Consider the following 25,030-nt stretch of genomic DNA (forward strand, 5'->3'; position numbering starts at 1 on the left):
GCGCGTCCGGGGCGAAGCCCGGCCCCGGACGCGTGAACCGTCGTACGGCTACACGAACACGCTCAACACCGCCGCCACCACGAACCCGGCCACCGACAGCACGCTCTCCAGCACCGTCCACGTCTTGAGCGTGTCCCGCTCGCTGATGCCGAAGTACTTGGCGACCATCCAGAAGCCGCCGTCGTTGACGTGCGAGGCGAAGATCGAGCCCGCCGAGATGGCCATGATGACCAGCGCGACGAACGCCTGCGAGTGGTCCCCCTCGGCCAGCAGCGGGGCCACGATGCCCGCCGTCGTCACGATCGCCACCGTCGCCGAGCCCTGCGCGACCCGCAGCACCACGGAGATCAGATAGGACAGGACGATCACCGGCAGGCCGACGTCGTTGAAGGTGTCCGAGAGGGCCTGGGCGACCCCGCTGGCCTTGAGGACGGCTCCGAAGACACCGCCCGCGCCGACCACCAGCAGGATGTTGCCGACCGGCTTGAGGGAGGACGTGGAGACGGTCTCCAGGGACTTGCGGGACCAGCCGCGCCGGATGCCCAGCAGGTAGTACGCGAGGAACAGGGCGAGGGTGAGCGCCACGAACGGGTGGCCGAAGAACTCGATCACCGAGCGGAGGGTGGAGGGGTCCAGCGCGATCGAGGAGAAGGTGGCCGCGAGGATCAGCAGGAGGGGCGTGCCGATGATGCCGAGGACCGTGCCGAGCGGCACCGGCGCCTCCCGCGGTTCGACCCCGGAGGCGCGCTGCTCGGCGACGACGGCGTCCTTGGCCTCCTGGGCGGCCTCGACCATGTCCTGCGGTACGGCGACGAAGATGCGCTTGCCGATCCAGGCGGAGTAGACCCAGGCGGCGGCGACGGCCGGCAGGCCGCAGACGACGCCCATGAGGATGACCCAGCCGAGGTCGACGTGGAGCAGTCCGGCGGCGGCCACCGGGCCGGGGTGCGGGGGCAGGAAGGCGTGGGTGACCGAGAGGCCGGCGAGCAGGGGCAGGCAGTAGAGCAGGATCGACTTGCCGGAGCGCTTGGCGGCGGCGTACACGATCGGCGCGAGGACGAAGATGCCGACGTCGAAGAAGACCGGGATGCCGAAGATCAGACCGGTGAGGCCCATCGCGAGCGGGGCGCGCTTCTCGCCGAACAGGCCGAGCAGCCGGCCCGCCAGGACCTCCGCGCCGCCGCTGACCTCGAGGATCGCGCCGAGCATGGTGCCCAGGCCGATGATGATCGCGACATGGCCGAGGATGCCGCCCATCCCCGACTCGATGGTGGACACCGCGTCCGAACGCTGGACCGTGCCGAAGAGTTCGGTGACCGACAGCCCCGCCATCAGGCCGACGGCTATGGAGACGGCGAGCAGCGCGACGAAGGGCTGGAGCCGGACCTTGATGATCAGGAAGAGGAGCAGCGCGATGCCGACGGCGGCGACGGTCAGCAGGCCCGCCGTGCCGTCGAGGAGGAGGAGCAGTCCTCCGGTGTGCGGTGGTGCTTCCACCGGTGCGGAGGCGGCGAGCGGGAGGAGCGGATGGGACATGCGGGGGTCCTCTGGCTAAGTGCACGGTGCTTTCGGGCAGGGGGGATCGCGGCACGGCGTCCCAGGGGGTACGGGACGCCGTGCCGTGACGACGTACGGCGGTGAGGAGGGAGAGAGGGAGGGCGCGGGTCAGCCGAGGACGGCGAGCGCGTCGATCTCGATGAGGAGTCCGGCGGGGAGACCGACGTAGACGGTCGTGCGGGCGGCGGGCGGCTGGGTGAGGCCCTGCTCCTCGAAGTAGGTGTTGTAGAGGTCGTTCATCTCCGCGAAGTGGTCCACGTCGGTGAGGTAGACGCGGATCATCATCACGTCGTCCCAGCCCGCGCCGCCCTCTTCGAGGATCGCCTTGACGTTGGCGAGGGTCTGGAGGGTCTGCTCGCGCAGGGTGGGGCCGGCGGGCGTGGGCGGCTTGCCCTCCTCGGCGGGCAGGAACCCGACCTGGCCGGCGACCTGGAGGATGTTGCCCTTGCGGACTCCGTGGGAGAACTTCGCGGGCGGGGTGGTGTGGGTCTTCGGGGTCAGCGCGACTTTCTCGGTCATGCGGGTGTTTCCTTCACTGGAGGTTCTGCCGGGGTTCCGCAGGGGTCCGGCCGGAGTACTCGCCGCTGATCGCGTCCGCCGTACGGCGCACCAGCGGGAGCAGGGTGAGGAGTTCGTCGGCGGTGACGACGACGTTCGGCGCGGAGACCGACATCGCGGCGACCACCTTGCCGTCGGCGCCGCGGATCGGCGCGGCGACGCAGTTGATGGACTCCTCGTGGCCGCCGAGGTCGGTGGCCCAGCCCTGTTCGCGCACCTTGGCCAGTTCCTGGAGGAACGCGGTGGCGTTGGGTGTCGAACGGGACGTGTACATGGGGTAGTCGAGCTTCTCCGCGACGGGGCGGCGCTCGTGTTCGGGCAGGTCGGCGAGGAGGAGCTTGGCGACGGCCGCGACGGTGATGGCGACGGGTTTGCCGATACGCGAGTACATGCGGACCGGGTAGCGGCTCTCGACCTTGTCGATGTAGAGGACCTCGTTCTCCTCGTACACGGCGAGGTGGACGGTGTGTCCGCACTTCTCGTTGAGGCGTACGAGGTGGGCGTGGGCGATCTCGCGGACGTCGAGGTTCTCCATCGCCTCCTGGGCGAGGGCGAAGAGGCGGGCGCCGAGGCGGTAGCGCTGGTCGGACTGGCGGTAGACCAGGCCGTGCTCGTGGAGGGTGCGGAGGAGGCGGAGGGCGGTGGATTTGTGCACGCCCAGGCGGTCGGCGACCTGGCCGAGGTCGGCGGGGCCTTCCGCGAGCAGGGGGAGGATGCTCAGGGCGCGGTCTACGGTCTGGCTCATGGGGTGCGTGCCTCCTTCTCGGCCCTCTCGTCTTCATCGGCTTGCGTCCAGCCGGGGCCGAGTCGCAGTTTCCCCCACGCGGTGTCGCCGAGGGCGACCAGGCGGTCGGCGAGGGCGCGGGGCGGGGGTGGGGCGAGGTCGCCGGGGGTGGTGAGGGCGGCTGCGGCCATGAGGTGGCCGTGTCTCAGGCGGTCGCGCAGGGGGAGGTCGCGGAGGGTCGCGGAGAGGAAGCCCGCGGCGAAGGCGTCGCCGGCGCCGGTTGTTGCGACTACGTCGACTTCGAGGGCGGGTTCGTAGGTGCCCTGTGCTGGTGCGGGGCGGGGGTGGGTCGCGCTGCCCGGCGCTTGCGGGGTGCCTCCCCCGGAGGGGGTGCCCCCAGCGCCCACCCTCCCCCACTCTCGGCTTCGCTCGAGCGGGGGGACCCCCATCGCCCCAGCGGCACGACTGCCCGCGGGGAGGCGGGTACGGCTGCCCGCGGGGAGGTGGGTACGGCTGCCCGCAGTCGGGCCGAAGGCCACGGCCCCGTGTGCGCCCTGCTTGACCACCAGCAGTTCCGGTTCGGGGAGGGCTTCGCGGATGGATGACGGGCCGCCTGTGATGCCCCAGGCCTCCTCCGCCTCGTCCTCTCCCACGAAGACGAGGTCCGCGCCGCGTGCCAGGTCCAGGAGGACCTCGGGGCCGTGGGGGCCGCGCCACAGGGCCGGGCGGTGGTTCACGTCGAAGGAGACCAGGGGGCGGCCGGGGCGGGGGGCGGTCAGTTCCCGGATCAGGGTCAGGCAGTCGGCGGAGAGTGCCGGTGTGATGCCTGACAGGTGCAGGACGCGTCCCGCGCGGACCGCCTCCAGGTCGAGGTCCGCGACCGTCATCGCGGAGGCCGCCGAGCCCGCCCGGTAGTACGCGACCTCGTGGGCGTCCGTGGCGCGGTCGCCGGCCGTACGGAAGTAGATGCCGGTCGGGCGGGCCGGGTCGCGGCGGACGTGCGACACGTCGACGCCGTAGCCGCCGATCGCCTCGACGAGGTGGTCGCCGAAGCCGTCGGCGCCCACCCGGCTGACCCACCGGGTGGAGTGGCCCGCCGCCGCGAGCACGCACGCCACGTTGGACTCCGCGCCGCCGATCCCCCGGTCGAAGGACGGCACGTCGGCGAGGCGGCCCGGCCGGGAGGGCAGGAACGTCACCATGGACTCGCCGAGTGCGACAACGTCCACGGCGTGACTCCTTCTCTTCTGCGGGTGGGGCGGTCTCCGTTGACCGCGCGTGGCCGAGATGTTAGACAGCGGTAAGCGTTATACGCAATGAGTGTTGCAAGACATGCAACACAGCTGATCAGGGAGGTTCCGATGGTCCTCGACGCTCTTGCCCGCCTCACCGAGGAACGTGTCGACCACCGTTTCAAGGGCCTCCCGCCGGACGCCGAGGGGCTGACCGTCGGCGAGCTGGCCGCGCAGCGCCGCAATCTCTTCACCGGCGGTTTCACCACCCCCGTGCTCGCGCTCTCCGCCGAGCGGCTGGAGCACAACCTGAGGCTGATGGAGACGTACGCGGCCCGGCACGGGCTCGCCTTCGCGCCGCACGGCAAGACCTCCATGGCCCCGCAGCTCTTCCAGCGGCAGATCGAGCACGGGGCGTGGGGCATCACCCTGGCCGTTCCGCACCAGGTGCGGGTGGCGAGGGCGTTCGGTGTCCAGCGGGTCTTCCTCGCCAATGAGCTGGTGGACGCGGCGGCCCTGCGCTGGGTCGCCGCCCGGCTGGACGCCGACCCCGAGTTCCGGTTCGTCTGCTACGTCGACTCCGTGCGCGGGGTCGGGCTGATGGACGCGGCGCTCACCGCGAGCGGCGCCTCCCGCCCCGTGGACGTCGTCGTCGAGCTCGCCGCCGGCGAGGGCGCCCGGACCGGTGTGCGGACGGAGGCCGAGTGCGCCGCCGTCGCCGACGCCGTGGCCGGCGCGCGCGGACTGCGGCTGGTCGGGGTCGCCGGCTACGAGGGCGAGGTGCCGCGGGCGGACCCGGAGCGGGTGCACGCCTGGCTGCGGAGGCTGGTGTCCCTCGCCGTGGACTTCGACAAGGCGGGCCGGTTCTCGGGCCTCGACGAGATCGTGGTGAGCGCGGGCGGCAGCGCCTGGTTCGACGCGGTGGCGGACGTGTTCGCCGGGATCCCGGAACTCTCCGCGCCCGTGCTGAAGCTGCTGCGCTCGGGGGCGTACGTCTCCCACGACGACGGTCACTACCGCAAGCTGACCCCCTTCAACCGGGTCCCGGAGGAGGGCGCGCTGGAGCCGGCGTTCCGGCTGTGGACGCAGGTGGTGTCCCGGCCGTCCGACGGGCAGGCGTTCACCAACGCGGGCAAGCGGGACGCGGCCCACGACCTCGATCTGCCGTTCGCCCAGGTGGTCCGCCGGGACGGGGGCGAGCGCCCGGCCACCGGGATCTCGGTGACCGGCCTGTCCGACCAGCACGCGTGGCTGCGTACCACCGGGGAGGCCGATCTGGAGGTGGGAGACTGGGTGGGGCTCGGGCTGTCCCACCCGTGCACGTCGTTCGACAAGTGGGTGCTCATCCCCGTGGCGGAGGCGGACGGCACGGTGGTCGACTACATCCGTACGTTCTTCTAGGAGGCCGGCATGGAAGAGCTCGTCATCCGGGACGCGGACGTCGTCGACGGCTCCGGCGACCACTCGTACCGCGCGGACGTGGTCGTGGACGGCGGCAGGATCGTCTCCATCGTGAAGGAGGCGGCGGACGCGGGCTGTCAGCGCCCGAAGGCCCGCCGTGAACTGGACGCCGAGGGGCTGGTGCTGGCCCCCGGCTTCATCGACATGCACGCCCACAGCGATCTGGCGCTGCTGCGCGACCCCGACCACGGCGCCAAGGCCGCGCAGGGCGTCACCCTCGAAGTCCTGGGCCAGGACGGGCTGTCGTACGCGCCGGTCGACGACCGGACGCTGGGCGAGGTGCGCCGGGCGATCGCCGGGTGGAACGGCTCGGGCGACGACATCGACTTCGACTGGCGGTCGGTGGGCGAGTACCTGGACCGGCTGGACCGGGGCATCGCGGTCAACGCCGCGTATCTGATCCCGCAGGGCACGGTCCGGGCGCTCGCCGTCGGCTGGGAGGACCGGGAGGCGACGCCCGAAGAGCTGGACCGGATGCGGCGGTTGGTCGCGGAGGGCATGGAGCAGGGCGCGGTCGGCATGTCGTCGGGGCTGACGTACACGCCGGGCATGTACGCCAAGGAGGCCGAACTGACCGAGCTGTGCCGGGTGGTGGCGTCGTACGGCGGCTACTACTGCCCGCACCACCGCTCCTACGGCGCCGGGGCGCTGGAGGCGTACGAGGAGATGGTGGCGCTGACGCGGGAGGCGGACTGCCCGCTGCACCTCGCGCACGCCACGATGAACTTCGGCGTGAACAAGGGCCGGGCGCCCGAGCTGCTGTCCCTCCTCGACGACGCGCTCGACGCCGGCGCCGACATCACCCTCGACACCTATCCGTACACCCCGGGCTGCACCACCCTCGTGGCGCTGCTGCCCGGTTGGGCGAGCGAGGGCGGCCCCGAGGAGATCCTGCGGCGGCTCGCGGACGACGGGACCGCCGAGCGGATCCGGCACCACATGGAGGTCACCGGCTCGGACGGCTGCCACGGGGTGCCGGTGGAGTGGGAGACCATCGAGATCTCGGGCGTCGGCGACCCGGCGCTGGGCGAGTACGTGGGCCGTACGGTCCTGGAGTCGGCGCGGGCGCGCGGCGAGTCGCCGTGGGCGGTCGCGCGGGAGCTGCTGCTGAAGGACAGGCTGGCCCCGACGATCCTCCAGCACGTCGGCCACGAGGAGAACGTACGGGCGATCATGCGGCACCGGGTGCACACCGGCGGCTCGGACGGCATCCTTCAGGGCGCGAAGCCGCACCCGCGCGCGTACGGGACGTTCCCGCACTACCTCGGGCACTACGTACGGGAGTTGGGGGTGCTGTCGCTGGAGGAGTGCGTCGCGCACCTGACGTCGCGCCCGGCGGCCCGGCTGCGGCTGCCGGACCGGGGGCTGGTCCGCGAGGGGTACAAGGCGGACCTGGTGCTGTTCGATCCGGGGACGGTGGCCGCGGGGTCGACCTTCGCCGCGCCGCGGACGCTTCCGACGGGCATCCCGTACGTGCTGGTCGACGGGCGGTTCGTGATCGAGGACGGGCGGCGCACGGACGTACTGGCGGGACGGGCGGTCCGCAGGACTCCCCGCTGACCGCCCGTCCTCCCCACCGGCCCTTTACGGCTTGGGGACCGCGCAGCCGCTCGCGCTCAGGTCGAGCCTGTTGTCCGCGCCGAAGCAGGCGGGGAACAGGTAGGTCTGCTGGGCGTAGTTGATGCCCTGACGGACCGTGACCTGCCCGTTCTCGTCGATCTCGCAGGGGTTGTTGACCGTGCAGCGCTCGCCGTCCTCGTTGCCGGTGTTGTTGACGGCGACCACCTGACCGGTGGCGCCGTCGACGACCGGCGAGCCGGAGGTGCCGCCGATGGTGTTGCAGGCGGAGGTGTAACGGACCGAGTCCTTCCAGGTCCAGTCGCCCTCCTTCATGCGGTACGCGAACCCGTCGACGGAGCAGTCGTAGATGCGTTTCCAGTAGCCGGACACCACGCTGATGGAGGTGCCGGCCGCCGGGCGGGTGGCGCTCAGGGTCAGCGCGTCGATGCCGTACGCGCTCTTGATCCGCGCGTACGTCGTGCTCAGCCGGTAGATCGCGGCGTCCGTGTCGGTCATGGTCGCGTAGACGAGCCGGTCGGCGCGCAGGGTGGCGACCCTGGAGCCGGCGGAGTTCAGCAGTCCGAAGCTGCGGCTGGACGCCCGGTCGACGAGGACCTGGCCGGGTGCGGGGAAGCCGCTCTCCAGGCAGTGGCCGTTGGTGAGGACGAGCGCCGGGTCGTCGTCCGCCGAGCCGGGCATGCGGACGACGGAGCCGGAGCAGTTGCTGAGCGAGACGGTGCCGGCGAAGTCCACCGCGCCCTCCTCGGGCGCGGTGAGTCCGGACAGGGTGTCCGCCGCGGTCCCGACCACGCCGTTGACGACATCCGTCAGCGTGGTCGGGGCCGCGTCCGTGGTCGCGTCCGCGCCCGTGGGGGAAGGCTCGGCGGCGACCGCGGGGATCGCGCCCGTCCCGGCGAGGGCCAGGGCACAGAGCGCGACGACGAGAGGTTTTCTCATGGGGGTCCCCTCTTGCGGCGTCGGGCGGCCGGAGGACTCCCGGCCACCCACGTGGTTGTCATGCGCATTGTCAGCATGCGGACGACGAGGGGACAAGCACTTGTTTCCAGCCGGTAACCCCGTCGCGGCGGAACGGACGCCGTGGTCCGGGACCGCGCCGACGGCGCCGGGCACGCGCGACCGGCGGGCCGGCCGGTCCACCGGGCACCGGCCCGCCCGCCCGCGTCCGGACTCCCGCCCGGACCCCGCTCCTACCTGGTCTTCTTCGGCCCTTGGCCCCGGCCCCGCCCCTCTTCGGCGTTGCCCGGACCAGACTGGCCCGAGCCCGTGGAGGCGGAGGGGGCCGCCGTGGGGAGGGTCGGTGTGGAGGTGGTGGAGGCGTCGGCCGACGCCCCGGACGGGGCCCCTTCGGCCTCACGGTCCTCGCCGGAACCGCTCGCGCCCGGGGAGCCCTGACCGGCCGAGGGGCCGCCGGTGCCGGCCGGCTCCTCGGCGGGGCCGGACGCGTCCGGCCCCGAGGAAGCCGCCCCGGACTCCCCCGCCGTCGGCCCCGTGCGGTCGCCCCCGCCCTCGGCGCCGCCGGACGGCGAACCCGAGAAGGCGAACCCGGCGATCAGCGCCGCCACCGACACCGCGCCCACCGCCCCCGCCGCCACCACGGCGCGGCGCGAGCGCCAGGGCGCGGCCTTGCGGCGCCCGCGCCGGCCCGATCCATGACGCGAACCGCCGGCACGGGACCGCCCGGGGGCACTTCCCGCGCCGTCTCCCGCGGGACGGCTCGTGCCGCCCTCCGGCGAAGGCGCCCCGGCGTCGTGCACCGGGTCCGTCCCCCCGCCCCCCGGAGGGGGCGCCGCGTCTTCTTCCGGTTCTTCCGGCGAGCCCGGTCCGGCGCCCGCCACGGGCGGCAGCTCGCGTGTCTCGTCGTACGCGTTCTGCCAGCCGTGGGCGGTCGCGGGGTCGGTGTAGGCGTCGTACGCCGGGGCCTGAGCGGTCTGCGGGAGGTACACGGCCGGCGGACCCTGGGGGTCCCGGCCGTCGTACCCACCGTCGGCGTACGGAGGAGGGCTGGACATGGCGGCGCATTCTAGAGACGTAAGGGGCCCACGGGACAGTCGGCGGACATATCGCTCGAAACGACGCGTCTCACGTGGCGGAAAACACGGCCCGGAGGGCCATACCGGGCCGTAAGCTCCCAGCATGCAGGTGATCCAGTCGACCAAGCTCGCCAACGTCTGTTACGAGATCCGGGGCCCGGTGCTCGAGGAGGCGATGCGGCTGGAAGCGGCCGGTCACCGCATCCTCAAGCTGAACACCGGCAACCCGGCGGCGTTCGGCTTCGAGTGCCCGCCCGAGATCCTGGAGGACATCCTCCGCAACGTGTCGACGGCGCACGGCTACGGCGACGCGAAGGGCCTGCTGGCCGCGCGCCGGGCGGTGGTCATGCACAACCAGACCCTCGGCATCGAGACCGACGTCGAGCACGTCTTCATCGGCAACGGCGTCTCCGAGCTGATCGTGATGGCGATGCAGGGGCTGCTGGACGACGGCGACGAGGTGCTCGTCCCCGCGCCCGACTACCCGCTGTGGACCGCGGCCGTCTCCCTCTCCGGCGGTACGGCGGTGCACTACCGGTGCGACGAGCAGTCGGACTGGATGCCGGACCTCGCCGACGTGGAGCGCAAGGTCACCGACCGCACCAAGGCGATCGTGATCATCAACCCGAACAACCCGACCGGCGCGGTCTACGACGAGGCGGTCGTCAAGGGCCTCACCGACATCGCCCGCCGCCACAACCTGCTGGTCTGCTCGGACGAGATCTACGACAAGATCCTCTACGACGACGCGAAGCACGTCCCGACCGCCTCCGTCGCCCCCGATCTGCTCACCCTCACCTTCAACGGCATGTCGAAGGCGTACCGGGTGGCCGGCTACCGGGTGGGCTGGATGTCGGTCTCGGGGCCGCGCGCCCACGCCGACTCCTACATCGAGGGCCTGACGATCCTGGCGAACATGCGCCTGTGCGCGAACATGCCGGGGCAGCACGGGGTGGTCGCGGCACTCAGCGGACGCCAGACGATCAACGACCTGGTGCTGCCGGGCGGACGGCTGCGCGAGCAGCGGGACACGGCGTACGAGCTGCTGACCCAGATCCCCGGCGTGAGCTGCGTGAAGCCGAAGGGGGCGCTGTACCTCTTCCCACGGCTCGACCCGGACGTCTTCAAGATCAAGGACGACCGGCGGATGGTCCTGGACCTGCTGCGCCGCGAGAAGATCATGGTCGTGCAGGGCACCGGCTTCAACTGGCCGGAACCGGACCACTTCCGGGTGGTGACCCTGCCGTCGGTCACCGACCTGCGGGACGCGGTCGGGCGGATCGCCCGCTTCCTGGACGGTTACGGCCAGCCCTGAGGTCTGCGCGCGGGCGCCCCCTTCACGGAGGGCCTCTTCACGGAGGCCCTTTTTACGAACGACTCAACTTTAGAATGGATCTAAGCTAGGATGGTTTCCTGTTACACCACAGGAGGCCATCCATGTACGAACCGATCCGCGCCAAGTCGGTCCACAGCACGATGGCCGGCACCCCCCACGACTTCCCCCACCGGTCCCGTGAGGAAGAGCTGGACATCCAGCTCGCGGGGCACCTCGCCGCGCTGCTCGCCGTCACCGACGAGCTGCGCGTGACGGCACCCTCGGCCGATCTGGACACCGCGGCCGAGCGGCTCGCCGAGGAGGTCGCCCGCCTGCGGGGAGGACGTACGCCGGCCCGCGCGTCGGCGACCACGACGGGCCGCGAGCCGAACGCGGCGGCCCTGCACCGGCGGGCGCACGCGCTCGCCGGCCGCGCCCTGGTCGTCGCCGCCTCCCGCGCCGACACGGCGGCGGCGATCCTCGCCGCCGAGCGGATGGACGCGCACACCGCGGCCCTGCAGCCACGCACCCTCGCGTCCTCCCACTGAGCCCCCACGGGGGCTCCCCTCGACGGCCCCGGTCCGCGTGCACCCGCAGCGACGCGCGGACCGGGCGCCACACTTCCTCTCGTCGAGCCGCCCGGCCGGGCGGCTCGACGAGAGGCACACCACCGCCGTGACGCGCCGCCCTGCTCGCGAGCGGGACTAGGCAGACGGCCGGCCGGCCGGGGCACCCCCGGTCAACGGGAAGTCGTCGATGCGGGGCAGCCGCGTGAGCCCCTCCCGACGGGCCTCCGGGCTCGCGGCCCCCGCCTCGGGGGCGGCCGGACAGAGCGCGCGGACGACGTACGTGCCGAGGGCGTTGTCGATCGGGTGTGCCTGCGGCACGCCGTTCTCGTCGACCTCCTGGTACTTCATCAGGTTCTGCGCGACGGCCATCTGGCGCTTGCCGTCCCGGCTGGACAGCGCGATCGTGCCGGCTCCGAACACCGCGCCGTCGTGGCCCCAGAAGCGTCCGCAGGGCAGGTCCAGGGCGTAGATGCCGAGGCCGTAGTCCATGCCGGAGACGGGGACCGTGCGCGTCATCTCGTCGAGGGACGCCGCGCCGACGAGCTTCCCGCCGAGCAGGGCGCGGTAGAAGCGGTTCAGGTCGTCGGTGGTGGAGACGACCGATCCCGCCGTGTACGCCCACGACATGTCGTAGACGCTGTAGTCGCGGGGCGGATCGATCAGACCGTGGAACGACTCGTACATCCGCGGGTGCGGACCCTTGATGTACGGGGAGCGCGGCAGGTACGTGCGCCGCAGCCCGGCCCGGTCGATGACGTTGCGGGTGAGGTACGTGTAGGCCCTCTGGCCGGTGACCTTCTCCAGAAGGAGCCCGGCGATGACGTAGTTGGTGTTGGAGTACGTGCCCGGCACCGAGCCGGGGCGTCCGGTGGCGGGGGCCGTGAGGCCCAGCCGGACCAGTTCCCGCGGGTGGACGGAGCGGAAGCGCTCCTCGTCGAGGCTGGCCGTCGAGCCCCGGGCGAGGGAGGGGAAGGCGCCCACGATGTAGTCGCCGATCCCGCTGGTGTGGTTGAGGAGCATGCGTACGGTGATCTGCCGTCCGCGTTCCCCGGGTATCAGGTCCGGCAGGTAGTCGGAGACGGGCGCGTCGAGCCGGATCCGGCCGCGCTCCGCCTGCTGGAGCAGGCCCACGGCGGTGAAGGTCTTGCTGATGCTGCCCACCCGCTGCCGCATGCCCGGCGTGACCGGGCGGCCGGTGTCCACGTCTGCGACACCCGCCGCCCCGGTCCACCGCTCGCCACCGTCCCGGACGGACGAGAAGACGCCGTACATGCCCGCCTCGTGGACGGCGTCCAGCGCGTCGCGCAGTCCCGTTCCGTCCAGGGACGTGGAGCCTCCGGGGCCGGCGAGAGCCGGTTGGGTGAGTACGACGGTGGTCGTCAACAACGTGGTGCCCAGGATGGCTCCGAGAAGTCGGGCAATGCGCAACTTCCTGTCCTTTCGCTTGCCTTCGGGATCGACGGATGATCGATCGAGATCATCGTCAAGGGAAACGGACGGTCCTCACATCCTTCCGGGGAATGATCGAGAACCGGCCTCCGGCCACCCTCCCGCGAACAACCGGCTGTCGGGGAAGAGGACTTGAAGGTCACCTTCACCCGTCGCTCCGTCCTGGCGTCCGCAATTGACTCGTCATCACGGGGTCGCGCACGGAAACGGCGGCCTCGCCGGCGATGGTGTACGACCTGACCGGCGACGGCGTGGCCGCCTCGTGCGGGTCGTCGCCGGGCCGACTCACCGTGCAGGTCGTGTACCGGCGGGTGCGCGGCAGGTTTCCGGCGGCGTGGCGCCCCGTGTCAGTGGGCGGCCCTATGATCACGCCGGATCGAGACAGAGGGGGCGGCCGTGGGCGCCAGTGGGTGGGAGTACGTCACCGCGTACGAAGGCAGCGTCGAGAAGTCGCTGGAGGCATTGCACCGGCAGGTCTTCGACGAGTTGTACGGCCACGACGACATGTACGACTCCCTGGACGACCTCTGGGCCGACGAGGAGTTCATGGGTGAGGAGGGGACGCATTCCATCCTCGACATCCAGCGTGTCGTCCACTCCACCGCGGCGCCGACGCCGCTCGCCGTCGAGGACTACGGGACGCTGCGTCCCCTGCCGCACGAGCGCGTCCTGCACCACTTCGGCACCGGCCGGCCGACACCGGTCCGGTTCGCGGAACTCCTCGACCACGCCCGCACGGCCGACCGGCTCCCGCCCGCCCCCGAGGAGACCCTGCTGGACGAGTGCCGCATGCGGTGGACGGGTGTGTACGTCCTCCTCCACGCCGATGACCGGCCCGAGCCGACCCACCTGGGCATCTTCGGATACTCGGGCGACTGAGCCGCCCCGCCGTGCCCCGCCGTCTCCCTGTCCTCACCCACCGACCGACCGGAGAACACCGTTGTCCTCGATACGTGACCTCACTGTCTGGGAGCCGCTGCTGCGGGCCGTGCGGGCGTCCCACGCGGAGCGGCTCGTCGCGCCCGGTGGCTGCCTGACGGGTCGGACCGTCCTCGAAGCCCGCCTGGACACCGACCGGTGAACGCGGACGGACTGGAGGAGGAGTGGGCGCCGTCGCGCGAGTACGAGATCGAGATCGGCACCGAGCCGCTGGACCGGCCGGCCCGGAACTCGGTCGGCGGATGGCCCTACCTCGATGACGACCAGGAGTGGCCGCGGTGCTTCTGCGGCGAACGCATGGCGCTGTTCTTCCAACTGGATCTGCCCGACGACATCGAGTTCTTCGGCGGAGAACACCTGTCGGTGTTCCAGTGCGCCCACCACAACGGCAGGTCGAACCCGATGACGGTCGACGACCGTCTCGCGCCCCGGTTCTGGGAGGCTCCCCAGCCGCCGTTCCCGGGCTCGTTCTGGCGGGTGCTGCTCCAGCGCGACCCGGGGATCCCGGAGGCGGAGCCCGAACCGGCCGTACGCGCCCTGCCGCTGACCCTGCGGCCCTTCGTGGACGCGCACGGGCCGTTCACCATGTTCTTCAAGGCGGGTGGTACGGCGGCCTGGGCGCTGTACCCCGAGTCCTACCGGTGCGCGTGCGGCGCGGAGTTGGCGTTCGTCTGCCAGGTACCGGAGTCCCGGGAGTTCGCCGTCCGCCCCGGGGCTCCGGTGCAGTCCCACGGCATCCGGGACGACGCCTACGCCCTGTTCCTCGGCAGCGAGGTCTATCTGCTGGCCTGCCCGCTCCGCTGCGATCCGGCGGCCGTCCTGCCGGTGAACCAGGGCTGAACCTCGGCCGCGGGCCCCACCGTACGCCCGCACGGCACCTGGTCGGGCTTGCTCACACCCGAGATGCCTCCAGCTCCATGGAGACGGCGACAAGCCGGTCGCTGAAAGAGCCGGCGGCGCTGTCGCCCGTCGTCGTCCCGGCGCGGTACGCACGGATCGCCGGGTCGGCGAGGGTGAGGGTCAGCACCGGGCAGTCCGCGGCGTCATTGGTGTGCTCGGGCGAGCACTTGATGACGTCGACCAGGCTGTGACCAGGACACACGGCCCCGGCAGGCAACTCCACTTCCAGGAGCAACTCCTCGCCCGGCTCCACACGGAAACCGCCGGACGCCGGGACCTCCACCGGCTTGCCCAGGTAACCGCCGTCCACGACGGTCGCCGTGAGACCGCGGGCGGAAGCGCGGACACCCTCACCGTGGGGGCCGTAGATGTCGAGCGTGACCCGGCCCTCGGCCAGCGGTGCGTCGAGCAGCAGGGGGCGTTCGCCCGTGCGGATGGCCGCGTGAACGGTGACGCGGGGCTCACCCGGCGTCTTCGGCCCCGGATCGTGGAAGCCCCAGCTCGTGAGCACCAGACTCGGGGCCTTGCTCTCCTCGCCCTTCCCCTGTGGTTCCGGCCGCGGCCAGTCGTCCACCCCGCACTTCGACAACTGGGCCGTGCCGCCGGCGGGGAGCGGACCGTCCCGCAAGGGTTCGGCAGCGGCCTGCCAGTCCGCGGACGCGCGCGGCTCGGACGTCGTGGCGGAATACGTCAGCACCAACAGACCCACGACGAGCACGGCGAGGATCAACCAGGAACGCGGGGAAACACGGAACACTCAGCCACGTCCTCGCGCTCGGCGGACCGCCCCGGCATGCCTGGTCTCCAGGCCTCGCTCGCTGGCCCGGGGACACCACTCCATGACGCTCATGATTCTCTCTGCGCGCCCGACGGCAAGAACGTCACTGCTCCCGAGCCCGCCTTTGAATCGCTGACCACTTGTGTCGCGAGGCAGTCGGGTGACACCGTGCAGCGCGACAGGAGAGGCATGCGATCACCAGATGTACCGCGCGGCGGCGGGGGTGCGGACGAGCACGCCGAGTTCGACGCCTTCTACGCCGAGAGCGTCGGTCGGCTCATCGGCCAGCTGTACGCCATGACGGGCGACCTCGCCGAGGCACAGGACGTGGTCCAGGAGGCCTTCGCCCGGGCCTGGGAACGCCGGGCCGAGCTGGACCTGGACGGCGCACCCGAGGCGTGGGTGCGCACGGTGGCCTGGCGGCTGGCGGTCAGCCGGTGGCGGCGGGTGCGCACCGCGCTCGCGTTCGCCCGGCGGCAGGGCCCGCCGGCCACGACTCCGCCACCGGAACCGCACCATGTGGTGCTGGTCCAGGCGCTGCGGCAGATCCCGGAGGCGCAGCGCCGGGCCGTGGTGCTGCACCATCTGTGTGACCTCACGGTGGAACAGGTGGCCGCCGAGGCCGACTGCCCCGTCGGTACGGTCAAGGCGCACCTGAGCCGGGGCCGTGCGGCACTGGCACGACTGCTGGCCGACACCGAACTGGATCCGCGGACGAGCCGCCTGCCGGAGGGACGTCATGGCTGACGAAACGAGGCTGGGGGATCACCTGGCCGACCTCGCCGAGGCGGGCCGACGGCACACGGAGCCGCTCGCCGCGGAGCGGATCCGGGCGCGCGGTGAGCAGCGCCTGCGCCGCAAGCGGGCCGCTCTGGCGTCCGGCGGCGCACTGCTGGCCGCGGCCGTGGCCCTGGGCGGTGTGTCGCTGATCCAGGCCACTCGGGCGCCCGAGCCGCCCGCCGCCGTCCCGGCGCCGACCGCTTCGCCGTTCGTGCCGCCGACGCCCGCTCCGGGTGAGGAGTACGCCAGCGAGCTGGGCTATGTGTACGGGGCGGTGGCGCAGGGCGACACGGTGCGGGTCACCGTCGAGCGGCTCCGTGGCGTGCGGGGAACCGCGACACCGGGTGGTGGGGTGCACACGCTGACCCTGCCGCGGTGGACGCTGGTCGAAGTACGGCGGCTGGCCGGCGGGAACCCCGCGGACGTGGAACTGGGCGAACTCGTGGACCAACTGGCCGCCGGTCCCCGGTGGGCGTTCGCGATCGACTACGACGGCGAGGGCCGCGTGCGGTCGCTGCGGGAGGCGTACTGGCTCGCCGAGTGAGTCCCCCTGGGGGCCGTGGCGGGCGGCGACAAAATAAATCGCCTCGGGGTGTAACCCGCAGGGTGAGGTGACACGTAGAGACTGCGTATCCAGAACGCACGTGATCTCTCGGGGGACTTGACCATGCGCCTCGCACACCGCCGGCCCGCCCTGCGCTGCCTCACCGCTCTCGCCTTCGGCCTTGTGGCTCTGACCGGGTGCAGTGATGAGAGCGACGGACAGGCGGCCACCACCGCACCCGTGGCATCGGCGACGCCTTCCGCGTCGGCGGAGGAGAAGGCCCCGGCCACCGCGCCGGGCGACGGTGCCGGCCCGGACGGTACGGCGTCGTCGTCGGCCGGTGCGGCCTCCTGGGCCGGCGCCAAGAAGTTCGTCCAGATCGACGGCGTCCGGACCGACGACGGACGGACGTACCTGTCGGTGCGGCCCGCCAAGAAGAAGCTCCACTCCAAGTTCGACGCATGGGTGATCACCCCGGGCAAGGGGCCCTTCACGGAGGTGCCCATGGCCGAGGACGCCCAGGTGCTGCTGTCGGTCCCGCTCGGCGACGAGACGCGTGCCGCGTCGTACTCCCGGGCCGAGTTCGTCAGCCGGCTGACGGCGAAGTCGTCCTCGGCCCGCTCGGCCATCGGGTACGACCTGAGTTTCGACGACGAGGGGCAGGTCATCAGGCTGCAGTCGCTGCCCATGCCCTGAGAGACACCAGAGTTCACCAACCGAAAGGAAGACCATGCGGATCATCAATCGCCGTCGCCTCGCGGCACTGGCCACCACAGGAGTCACCCTCGCGGCCACGCTCGGAGCGGCGGTGGTCGCAGCCCCCGCGGCATCGGCTCACGGCGGCTACCGACACTGCACGACCTCCGCGTCGCTGTTCGCGGCCAACAACCCGGACTACAGCGTGGCGATCCCCCTCGGGTACGACGAGAGCCACGTCACCGCCACGTGCTATCTCACCAACGGTGACACGGGCACGGGCGTCAGGGTCCTGCAAAGAGCCCTGAACAAGTGTCACTCGGCGGGTCTGACGGTCGACGGCGTCTTCGGTGACCTGACCGAGGCCGCGCTGCGCAGGGCGCAGAGGGCGACCGGAGCGACCGTCGACGGCGAGTACGGCCCCAACACGCTGAAGCACATCGGATGGCCGACCTACCGCCGGAGCACGGGGCAGTTCGTGCACTGCTACAAGTGGTCCAACATCCAGTGGGTGATGGTCTGACCTTGCCCGTTCGGCCAGTGCCCGAGCGTGCCTTCCCTCGTGGCGGAGGGAAGGCACGCGGGCACCTGCTTGAGGAACGTGACGAACGACGTCCAGGCCGGGGCCGTGACGATGAGGACCGGGCCGTGGGGGACCTTGGAGTCACGGACGGGGACTACGGCGGTGTGGGCGTCGCAGAGTAGACCAGTGGTGCGAGCTCGGCGCGGGGCCGGGTGAAGGAAGCGCTGCCCCGGACCGCGATCCGGTGTCAGTGGCGTCCGGTTGAATGACGCCATGAACGCGATGGAGGAGTTGCTGGCGGCCGTTCACCGGCTGACCGCTCAGCGTATGAGCACGCCGGTGTGCGGGACGGCGGGGCATGCGGCGGGGCACGTGTGCCTGGTGCCGTCCGCGCGGACCGCTTTCCCCGACCTCCAGAAGGCGATCGGCTCGCGGTTCGGGGAGCCGCGCAGCCTCGTCACGGGCGGCACCGTCGATCCGGCCGCGAGCGTACGGACCGGGCTGCCGCTTCTCACGCCGTTCGGGGAGCGGGTCGTCGAGATGCGGGCGTGGGCGTGCGGGGACCGGTGGCTCGGCTGCGGCACGACGCACGACGACGACGGTGACGTCCGGCCTGTCGTGCTCGTCGCCGAACGGGAGGATCCCGCGGCGGGTCTGGGCAGGCCCGCGTCCTGGGTGGACGGGATCGTCGCCGTCACCGGGTGGGAGCCGACACGGGTGCGCACGGTCGACTGGGCGGCGGTGGAGGCCCGGCTCGGGACCCCGCTGCCCGGTGACTACAAACGGCTCATCGAGATCTTCGGCAGGCCGGGCGCCTTCGACGACTACCTTCAGCTCCAGTTCCCCGACGCACACGTCGAGAGCATGGACATCGTCCGGGACACCGAGTGGCTCGACGAGTGGGTCCGTACGCACGGCAGCCGTCTGCGGGACCCGTACCCGGTGTACCCGGCCCCGGGCGGGGTGCTGAAGTGGGCCGGCACCGAGCCAGGGGAAGGGTTCTACTGGCTCACCGGGGACCCCGATCCGGACAAGTGGCCCGTTCTCGCGCAGGAGGACACACCCGGGTCGTGGATCCGGTTCAACGGCACGACCGCCGAGTTCATCTACCACATGCTCACGGACCCGGGCCATCCGTTCTCCACGGCCCGCTGGTACGACGTCCACTGGTACCAGGACTACGGCCACCCGGTACCGCCCTGAGCCGGAGGGACCGGTCGGGACGACCACCGCGGGCCGCGGGCCCGCGGCAGCCGCCCCTCATGCGGCGTTACGGGGAATCAGCCGCCCAGCACCGAGCCGAACTCGGCGTTCGGGTGGGTGAGGCCGAAGTCCTGTGCGCTGAACGAGGTCGCGCCGGTCGTCGTCAGGCCGGTCGCCGAGCCGTACAGCACCCAGTCGGCGCCGTCGCGCACCGACCCGGTGAGGACGTCCTCGCCCTTCGCCGCGACCGTGAGGTCCGCCGTGCCGTCGCCGTCGAGGTCGGTGATGTCCACGGCGGAGCCGAACCAGTCGTCCGCCTCCGCCGTGTCGGGCACGCCGTCGGCGGCCTGGTGGAACACCTGGGCGCCGGTGTCGGTCAGGCCGGTGGCCGTGCCCTTGAGCAGCACCGTCGCGCCGGTCCCCGGCACGCCTCGGACCGTCGCGCCCGGCGCCCCGGCGGCCACGTCCGCGTAGCCGTCGCCCGTGACGTCGCCGACCGCGACGGACGCGCCGAAGTTGTCGCCGGACCGGCTGCCGCCCGGGGCGTCGAGCGTGGCGGTGCGGTGGGCGCCGAGGCCGTCCGCGCTGCCGTAGCGGACGTGGACGGAGCCCGCGGCGTCCGAGTACTCGCCCGTGGTCGTCGCCGACGCGGGAACGTGGCCGGTGACGAGGTCGGCGTGGCCGTCGCCGTCGATGTCCCCGGCGGCGACGGAGACGGTGGGTGCCTCGCCCGTACCGGAGGCGTCGGTGCCCGGCCCCGGCACGGAGACCGCCTCCAGTCCGCTGTCGCTCCACGTGTACACGCCGGTGTGCCGGCAGCCGCCCGGCGTCCCGCCGCAGTTCTCCGGGCCGGTGACGACGAGCTGGGCGCGTCCGGCGCCGGTGAAGTCGCCAGCGGTGAGGGTGCGGGGCTGTATGTAGGAGCCGTAGTTGTAGAAGCGCGCCGCGTCGGTGGGCGCCGTGCGGCCCGCCAGGTCGTCGTACGCCCACAGGTTGGTGCGGCTGAGGGTGGCGATCTGGGGGACGCCGTCGCCGTCCAGGTCGGCGACGACGGCCTTCTTGCCGTAGTCCTTCTCGGCGGACCACTCGCTGGTGGCGTACGGGCTGACCATCGTCATGCCGTCGCCGCTCAGGCCGTCCGGGCCGCCCCACAGCACGGTGAGCGTGCCGTAGGAGCTGCTGTACCGCACCGCTTCGCCCGGCGCGCCGACGACGAGGTCGGTGTAACCGTCGGCGTCCAGGTCGCCACCGGCGTGCGTGGCACCGAACAGGTGGTACGAGCCGGCGTCGCCGGGGACGCCCGCGGAGTTCTGGGTGAGGGTGGTCGAGCGGGCCAGCGAGACGCCGTCGGCGGACCCGTACAGGACGGTGACCGAGCCGGCGTCGGTCCGGCCGTCGACGGGGGCATGGGGGGTGGCCACGACGAGGTCGGCGACGCCGTCGCCGTTGAAGTCGTCGGCCGCGGAGGTGGCCGCGCTCGCTGTGGGGGCGAGGGTCAGGGACAGGCCCGCGGCTGCCGTGGCGACGGCCAGGGCGGCGGCCAGGGTGCGTGTGCGCAAGGTTGCTCCAGTCTCAAGGACAGAGGTGAGGCGTGGGGGGCCGCATGCATGACGATCAAGGTGTGGCGGGGGTTGCGCCGGGCGGGGGGAACGAACACGGAAGCTTGACAAGCAACTCCGCTTCCTTCACCCGCGGTTCACATCCGAAGCGCCCGGGGTGGTCAGCGGCGGGGAATCCCGCCGGGCCGGTTCCGCGGAGACCTTCCTCGGCGGCGACATCGAGTCCGACCCGTCCCGGATGCCGGGATTGTCTGTCGGCGTGATCGCGGACCCCGCGTTGTTGTACAGTCCGCGCCCTGTCGCGACGTAAGGAAACCCCATGCGAACTGGCCCTCTGCGCGCCGTCGTGCTCGTCCTCCCGCTCGCTCTCGCGCTGACCGCGTGCGGCACGGAGACGGAGGAGCCCGGCGGGACGGGGGACTCCCAGGAGGCGGCGGCGCCGCAGCCGTCCCGGGAGGCCCCGCGTCCCGAGTCCGCCGAGGACTTCCTCGATCTCGCCGAGAAGGCCATGGCCGACGAGTCCGCCTGGAGCTTCTCCGTGGAGGGCGAGGAGGGGCTGACCCTTCAGGGGCGGAAGAGCGCCGCCACCTACGAGGGCACCGTCCGGCGCGCGGGCGGACGGGCGGCGCTGCACTCGCAGGGCGTCAGCACCAGCAGCAAGGGCGCGAAGGGGACCGAGGAGCTCTACGTCGTCGAGGGCGCGGGCTACTTGAAGGAGGACGCGGGCGACTGGAAGGCCGTGGACCCCACCGGACCGGAGGTGGAGAACAAGGTCGAGGACCCGGTCTCGGCCGTCGAGGACTTCCGGGGTTACGCCCGGGCCGCCGAGGGCGATGTGCGGGTGACCCGGGCCGGTGGCACGGTCGAACTCCGTGTCACCAGCGGCAGGCAGAAGCTGAGCGCCGTGCGGGACCGGGCGTGGGCGGAGAAGGCCAGGCGCGAGTTCGAACCGACGGCCGAGCAGCTGGGCAAGGCCGGCATACCCGTGCGGGACGGCCGGTTGACGCTGTCCGGCCTGGAGGAGGTGCTGGTCCTGGACGCCAAGACGTATCGGATCAAGAGTCACCGTCTCGACTTCGGCTTCCTCGTTCCGTACAACGGCCAGGAAGTCTCCTTCGAGCAGCGGGTCTCGGAGAAGAACCAGGGCCCGTACGCGGGGAGGATCGAGCTCCCCGCGGAACTGCGCTGACGCCGGGACGCGCGGCGCCCGCCCCGGCACCCGGGGTGCCGGGGCGGGCGCGCGGGGATCAGCGGGTGACGCGGACCGTCGCCGACGCCGTGGACGCCTCGTGCAGGTCGTCGCCGGGCCAGCTCACCGTGTAGGTCGTGTCCCGGCGGGTGCGCGGCAGGTCGTCGATGGTGAAGGTGCCGTCGGCGGCGACCGTCACCGACGACAGGGTGCCGGTGCCGAGCCGGTCGGTGCGCTCCACCTTCAGCACCGCCCGGTCCGGCAGCGCCTTGCCCTGCGCGGTGAACGCCCCGGTGATGTGGACGCCCGTGCTCATCGACGCCTCCTCCGGCGCGGTGAGCGCGATCGAGCTGGCCGCCTTGCCTACGGACACCGTGTGGGTGACGTCGGTGGCCGGGCGGTGGGTGAGGTCGCCGAGGTAGGAGACGGTGTAGGTGGCGTCGCCGACCAGGCCGGGCTCGTCGAGGACGGTGTAGGAGCCGTCCTCCTTGACGGTGAAGGTGCCCAGGTCGTGGGTGCCGCCCGCGTCCGTGCGGGTCGCCTTGACCTTCAGCGGCTCGGCGGGCGCCGGTCCGTCGTGCTCCAGCCGGCCCCGCACCGACAGCGGCTCACCCGCGACGGCCTGGGCGGGGCTGTGCGTGAGCGTTTCGCCGAGGCGCACGTCGTACTGGACGGCCGGGGGCTGGACGATGTGCAGCCAGTACTGGTTGCCGGCCGCGTTGGTGGTGACCGCGAAGAGCCGGGAGCCGTCGGCCGACCACTCCATGCCGCGCGGCGCGACCCGGTCGCCGTCCTGGCTGCCCTCGAAGACGAACTCCAGCGGGGCGGTGGAATCGGTCGGGTCGGCGGGCTGGACCAGCAGGTCGGGGGTGGCGCCGGTGGCCGAGGCGCCGCGTGCGACGTACTTGCCGTCGCCGCTGAAGGCGACCGAGCTGGCGGTGGCGCCCGCGGGCAGGGCCTGGTAGCCGTCGGCCGCGTCCGACAGGTCGCTGGTGTTCAGCAGCCGGGTGCCGGCGGAGGCGTCGGCGAGGGCGATCTTCGCGCCGTCCGGGGAGACGGCGATGTCCTTCAGGTTCAGGGCGCCGTTGCCCGCGCTGTCGGCGAACCGGCGGGTGGCGTTCCGTACGGGGGTCTCCCCGCTGCCGTCGAAGACGCTGAGGAACGGGTCGGGCGCCGAGGAGTTGAGCGCCTGGCCCATCACGAACGTGTCGTTCGGGCCGCCCTCCAGCAGCAGCTTGCCGGAGTCGTTCCAGCCGGTGCGCTGCCAGCCGCCGTTGACGAGCGTGTCCACGGTCGACGTGGCCGTGGCGCACTCGTACAGGTAGTTGGTGTACTGCGAGGTGTAGTACGGCTTGCCACCCGCGACGACGACCTCGCGCCCGCAGTTGTCGCTCGGCGCGTTGTACACGCTCTTGAGGGTCAGCGTGGTGGTGTCGTACGTGGAGATCCGGAAGCGCTCACCGACGTAGAGCGTGCCCGCGTCGGCGCTGAGCGCCAGGCCGGAGACGTGGTAGTCGGTGTTGATGGTGGAGATCCGCTCGCCCTGGAAGGTGTAGACGGCGATCCGGCCGTAGTTGGAGCTGGAGCCCACGGCGGCGTCGGCGAGGAAGACGCGCTGGTGGACGTTGTCGACGGCCAGCGCCGAGTACGTGGTGAACGGCAGCTTGGCCACGCTGTCGGATGCGGCCGCGTGCGCCGCGGGCGCGACGGCGACGGCGAGCCCGGTCCCGGCGAGCGCGGCGGCGAGAACGGTGGCCACGAGGCGTCCGGGACGGTGTGCTGTATTCAACTGTGCCCCCCACAGGCTGTGTCGGCGACCCGCACTGGAAAGCCGCCCCCACCCGTGGACGGGGAACAGCCGTTCGGGTCGTACAAGATCGGGAGCGTACACCGGCGCGTCGCGCCTCACGGCAGGTTTCCGGCGGCGTGGCGCCGCGCCGGCCGTACGCGGAAACGGCACCGTCGGCGGCCGGCCCCGGGCTCGGGGGGCCGCCCTGCCGTGAGCAGCCGCTTCCGTCCCCTCGAACGGCCGAGTGGAGCCGATCACGCGGAACCCTCCAGGGCGGCACGCCATACGGGGCTGTCGACATAGTGGTTGTCGAAGCGCTCCGACGACTCGGCGATCTCCTTCGGGTCGGCCTCGCCACGCATCACCCGGCCGAGCAGGCGCAGGTAGTCGAACCTGCCCATACCGGGGGTGAAGACGAACAGGACGTCCGCCTCACGGCCCGGAGCGGCCGCGAAGGCGTGCGGGGTGCGGGGCGGGACCGCGAGGAAGTCGCCTTCCTCCAGGACGGTGACCTCCTCGCCCACCAGCACCCGCAGGGATCCGCCGATCACGAAGAACAGTTCCGACGCCCGGGTGTGGAAGTGGGCCGGCGCTCCTGCCGCGCCCTTCGCGAAGGTGGACCGGTAGCTCGTGAACCCGCCCGCGCCGCCGTCCGAATCGGCCAGAAGGGTCATCACGCTGCTCGGGTCGGAACAGGTCTCGGCGTCCGCACGACGGGTCAGCACCACAGCGGGCGGAGTGTTGATCGCGGACATGGCAAGCTCCTCCTTCAACCTTGATAATCTCAACGTTAAGATAAAAGCAGTGCAGACGTCTCAACGTCAAGTCTCTTAACGTTGAGAAGATGTCGACGGAGAGGAGCGATGGAGATGAGCGATGCCGTGGACGCGATCATCGGCCAGTGGGCGAAAGAGCGTCCCGATGTGGTGGAGGACCTCTGGCCGGTGGAACTCTTCGCACGGATCCAGCGGCTGGCCCGGGTGATCGACAAGTCCGCCAGGGCCACGGCCGCCGCGCACGGGGTGGAACACGGCGAGTTCGACGTGCTCACCACACTGCAGCGCTCCGGGCCTCCCTATGCCCTCACCGCCGGGGCCTTCCTCAAAGCGTCCATGGTGACCTCCGGAGCGATCACCAACCGCATCGACAGGATGGAGGCCAAGGGCCTCGTCGAGCGGGTGCGCGAGGGCGGCGACCGGCGCACCGTCAGGATCCGCCTCACCGAGCACGGACACGAGGTCACCCGGGCCGCCTTCGCCGACCACCTGGCGGACTACGCGCGACTGCTCGACGGCGTGGACCGCGGCCTGGTCGGGAAGACCGCCGACGGCCTCCGGCAGATGCTGGAGAACCTCGGCGACACGGCCGTCACGTGACGGCCGTCCGACGGCCGGCCACCGCGGTCCGGTCGGGCCGCCCGTCGGCCACGGCACCGAGGACCTCCGAGGTCGGGGCCGGACGAACCGCTGGTTCAGACGTGCGGAGGAGCGCCCGCTGATCCGGACCACGCAACCACCGGCCGGCGGGCGCGGGACGGGTGGCGTCCCGCGCCCGCCGGCCGGATCGGCCGGTTCCCGTTGCGTACCGGTATCACCCGGACACCGGCCGTTCACCGGGGCCGCCGGGGAACGTTGGATTCCGGCGGGATGCTCCG

The 25,030-nt window shown here is 72.1% G+C and carries 25 protein-coding genes and 1 pseudogene; 14 read left to right on the forward strand and 12 right to left on the reverse strand.

Features of this window, described 5'->3' with window-relative positions:
- Positions 1-48: 48 nt before the first annotated feature.
- From ACZ62B_RS05965 to ACZ62B_RS05980, 4 genes are all read right to left on the reverse strand, one after another.
- Entirely contained in the window at positions 49-1,536 is a 1,488-nt protein-coding gene (locus ACZ62B_RS05965) for a GntP family permease (RefSeq protein ID WP_468882932.1), read from the reverse strand.
- Between the two features lie 129 nt (positions 1,537-1,665).
- A complete protein-coding gene (locus tag ACZ62B_RS05970) occupies positions 1,666-2,076 on the reverse strand; it encodes a RidA family protein (RefSeq protein ID WP_468882930.1) in 411 nt (136 codons plus the stop codon).
- Positions 2,077-2,089: 13 nt separating this feature from the next.
- Positions 2,090-2,860 (reverse strand): IclR family transcriptional regulator, encoded by a 771-nt coding sequence (locus ACZ62B_RS05975; RefSeq protein ID WP_469689335.1) that lies wholly within the window; start codon positions 2,858-2,860, stop codon positions 2,090-2,092.
- Positions 2,857-4,041 (reverse strand): sugar kinase, encoded by a 1,185-nt coding sequence (locus ACZ62B_RS05980; protein WP_469689388.1) that lies wholly within the window; start codon positions 4,039-4,041, stop codon positions 2,857-2,859. The genes ACZ62B_RS05975 and ACZ62B_RS05980 overlap by 4 nt, the downstream gene beginning before the upstream one ends.
- A gap of 159 nt (positions 4,042-4,200) precedes the next feature.
- On the opposite strand from ACZ62B_RS05980, the gene ACZ62B_RS05985 reads away from it, so the two are divergent.
- Positions 4,201-5,472, forward strand: a complete 1,272-nt coding sequence (locus ACZ62B_RS05985) for an amino acid deaminase (protein ID WP_468882928.1) — start codon at positions 4,201-4,203, stop codon at positions 5,470-5,472.
- 9 nt (positions 5,473-5,481) lie between these two features.
- On the forward strand, positions 5,482-7,092 hold the full coding sequence (locus ACZ62B_RS05990) for an N-acyl-D-amino-acid deacylase family protein (protein ID WP_469689336.1): 1,611 nt from the start codon (positions 5,482-5,484) through the stop codon (positions 7,090-7,092).
- Between the two features lie 24 nt (positions 7,093-7,116).
- Here ACZ62B_RS05990 and ACZ62B_RS05995 read toward each other — a convergent pair whose 3' ends face one another.
- Positions 7,117-8,049 (reverse strand): S1 family peptidase, encoded by a 933-nt coding sequence (locus ACZ62B_RS05995; RefSeq protein WP_344557321.1) that lies wholly within the window; start codon positions 8,047-8,049, stop codon positions 7,117-7,119.
- 251 nt (positions 8,050-8,300) lie between these two features.
- Positions 8,301-9,122, reverse strand: a complete 822-nt coding sequence (locus tag ACZ62B_RS06000) for a hypothetical protein (RefSeq protein ID WP_469689337.1) — start codon at positions 9,120-9,122, stop codon at positions 8,301-8,303.
- A 124-nt stretch (positions 9,123-9,246) separates the two neighbouring features.
- Between ACZ62B_RS06000 and ACZ62B_RS06005 the strand changes: the two genes are divergently transcribed.
- Both ACZ62B_RS06005 and ACZ62B_RS06010 read left to right on the forward strand, forming a co-directional pair.
- Complete coding sequence (locus ACZ62B_RS06005) at positions 9,247-10,458, forward strand: pyridoxal phosphate-dependent aminotransferase (RefSeq protein WP_344557325.1); 1,212 nt, start codon at positions 9,247-9,249, stop codon at positions 10,456-10,458.
- Positions 10,459-10,580: 122 nt separating this feature from the next.
- Positions 10,581-11,006, forward strand: coding sequence for an SCO4983 family protein (locus ACZ62B_RS06010; RefSeq protein ID WP_344557327.1), 426 nt, complete (start codon positions 10,581-10,583; stop codon positions 11,004-11,006).
- 156 nt (positions 11,007-11,162) lie between these two features.
- Here ACZ62B_RS06010 and ACZ62B_RS06015 read toward each other — a convergent pair whose 3' ends face one another.
- A complete protein-coding gene (locus tag ACZ62B_RS06015; RefSeq protein WP_468888109.1) occupies positions 11,163-12,455 on the reverse strand; it encodes a serine hydrolase domain-containing protein in 1,293 nt (430 codons plus the stop codon).
- Between the two features lie 417 nt (positions 12,456-12,872).
- On the opposite strand from ACZ62B_RS06015, the gene ACZ62B_RS06020 reads away from it, so the two are divergent.
- The 3 genes from ACZ62B_RS06020 (at position 12,873) to ACZ62B_RS06030 (ending at position 14,255) form a co-directional block, all read left to right on the forward strand.
- The gene (locus tag ACZ62B_RS06020; protein ID WP_468888107.1) at positions 12,873-13,355 is read left to right on the forward strand and encodes a hypothetical protein; all 483 of its coding nucleotides are present in this window, start codon (positions 12,873-12,875) and stop codon (positions 13,353-13,355) included.
- A 61-nt stretch (positions 13,356-13,416) separates the two neighbouring features.
- Positions 13,417-13,557: a hypothetical protein gene (locus tag ACZ62B_RS06025; protein WP_468888104.1), complete on the forward strand. Its 141-nt coding sequence runs from the start codon at positions 13,417-13,419 to the stop codon at positions 13,555-13,557.
- Positions 13,554-14,255 carry a hypothetical protein gene (locus ACZ62B_RS06030; RefSeq protein ID WP_344557336.1) on the forward strand — a complete coding sequence of 234 codons (702 nt, stop codon included), beginning with the start codon at positions 13,554-13,556 and terminating at the stop codon, positions 14,253-14,255. The genes ACZ62B_RS06025 and ACZ62B_RS06030 overlap by 4 nt, the downstream gene beginning before the upstream one ends.
- Before the next feature lie 52 nt (positions 14,256-14,307).
- Here ACZ62B_RS06030 and ACZ62B_RS06035 read toward each other — a convergent pair whose 3' ends face one another.
- Positions 14,308-15,072, reverse strand: a complete 765-nt coding sequence (locus tag ACZ62B_RS06035; protein ID WP_469689338.1) for a hypothetical protein — start codon at positions 15,070-15,072, stop codon at positions 14,308-14,310.
- Positions 15,073-15,282: 210 nt separating this feature from the next.
- Between ACZ62B_RS06035 and ACZ62B_RS06040 the strand changes: the two genes are divergently transcribed.
- The 4 genes from ACZ62B_RS06040 to ACZ62B_RS06055 all read left to right on the forward strand — a co-directional run bounded on the left by ACZ62B_RS06040 (position 15,283) and on the right by ACZ62B_RS06055 (position 17,636).
- Positions 15,283-15,840, forward strand: a complete 558-nt coding sequence (locus ACZ62B_RS06040; protein WP_469689339.1) for a SigE family RNA polymerase sigma factor — start codon at positions 15,283-15,285, stop codon at positions 15,838-15,840.
- Positions 15,833-16,417, forward strand: coding sequence for a hypothetical protein (locus tag ACZ62B_RS06045; RefSeq protein ID WP_469689340.1), 585 nt, complete (start codon positions 15,833-15,835; stop codon positions 16,415-16,417). Before ACZ62B_RS06040 ends, ACZ62B_RS06045 begins: the two co-directional genes overlap by 8 nt.
- A 123-nt stretch (positions 16,418-16,540) precedes the next feature.
- Positions 16,541-17,113 (forward strand): hypothetical protein, encoded by a 573-nt coding sequence (locus ACZ62B_RS06050; protein WP_469689341.1) that lies wholly within the window; start codon positions 16,541-16,543, stop codon positions 17,111-17,113.
- 34 nt (positions 17,114-17,147) lie between these two features.
- Entirely contained in the window at positions 17,148-17,636 is a 489-nt protein-coding gene (locus ACZ62B_RS06055; protein WP_469689342.1) for a peptidoglycan-binding domain-containing protein, read from the forward strand.
- A 68-nt stretch (positions 17,637-17,704) separates the two neighbouring features.
- On the opposite strand, the pseudogene ACZ62B_RS06060 reads toward ACZ62B_RS06055, so the two are convergent.
- A pseudogene (locus ACZ62B_RS06060) lies at positions 17,705-17,815 on the reverse strand (DUF397 domain-containing protein); the annotation flags it as partial.
- Positions 17,816-17,909: 94 nt separating this feature from the next.
- On the opposite strand from ACZ62B_RS06060, the gene ACZ62B_RS06065 reads away from it, so the two are divergent.
- Positions 17,910-18,839 carry an SMI1/KNR4 family protein gene (locus tag ACZ62B_RS06065; protein ID WP_469689343.1) on the forward strand — a complete coding sequence of 310 codons (930 nt, stop codon included), beginning with the start codon at positions 17,910-17,912 and terminating at the stop codon, positions 18,837-18,839.
- A gap of 77 nt (positions 18,840-18,916) precedes the next feature.
- Here the strand turns inward: ACZ62B_RS06065 and ACZ62B_RS06070 are convergent, their stop codons facing one another.
- Positions 18,917-20,398, reverse strand: coding sequence for an FG-GAP repeat protein (locus ACZ62B_RS06070; protein WP_469689344.1), 1,482 nt, complete (start codon positions 20,396-20,398; stop codon positions 18,917-18,919).
- A 319-nt stretch (positions 20,399-20,717) separates the two neighbouring features.
- On the opposite strand from ACZ62B_RS06070, the gene ACZ62B_RS06075 reads away from it, so the two are divergent.
- A complete protein-coding gene (locus tag ACZ62B_RS06075) occupies positions 20,718-21,587 on the forward strand; it encodes a hypothetical protein (protein WP_469689345.1) in 870 nt (289 codons plus the stop codon).
- A 58-nt stretch (positions 21,588-21,645) separates the two neighbouring features.
- On the opposite strand, the gene ACZ62B_RS06080 is transcribed toward ACZ62B_RS06075, so the two are convergent.
- Both ACZ62B_RS06080 and ACZ62B_RS06085 read right to left on the reverse strand, forming a co-directional pair.
- Positions 21,646-23,346 carry an Ig-like domain repeat protein gene (locus ACZ62B_RS06080; RefSeq protein WP_469689346.1) on the reverse strand — a complete coding sequence of 567 codons (1,701 nt, stop codon included), beginning with the start codon at positions 23,344-23,346 and terminating at the stop codon, positions 21,646-21,648.
- A gap of 284 nt (positions 23,347-23,630) precedes the next feature.
- Positions 23,631-24,131: a cupin domain-containing protein gene (locus ACZ62B_RS06085; protein ID WP_469689347.1), complete on the reverse strand. Its 501-nt coding sequence runs from the start codon at positions 24,129-24,131 to the stop codon at positions 23,631-23,633.
- A gap of 114 nt (positions 24,132-24,245) precedes the next feature.
- Between ACZ62B_RS06085 and ACZ62B_RS06090 the strand changes: the two genes are divergently transcribed.
- The gene (locus tag ACZ62B_RS06090) at positions 24,246-24,752 is read left to right on the forward strand and encodes a MarR family winged helix-turn-helix transcriptional regulator (RefSeq protein WP_344557365.1); all 507 of its coding nucleotides are present in this window, start codon (positions 24,246-24,248) and stop codon (positions 24,750-24,752) included.
- The last annotated feature ends 278 nt before the right edge of the window (positions 24,753-25,030 follow it).

Source organism: Streptomyces sp. NPDC053426, from assembly GCF_055585405.1.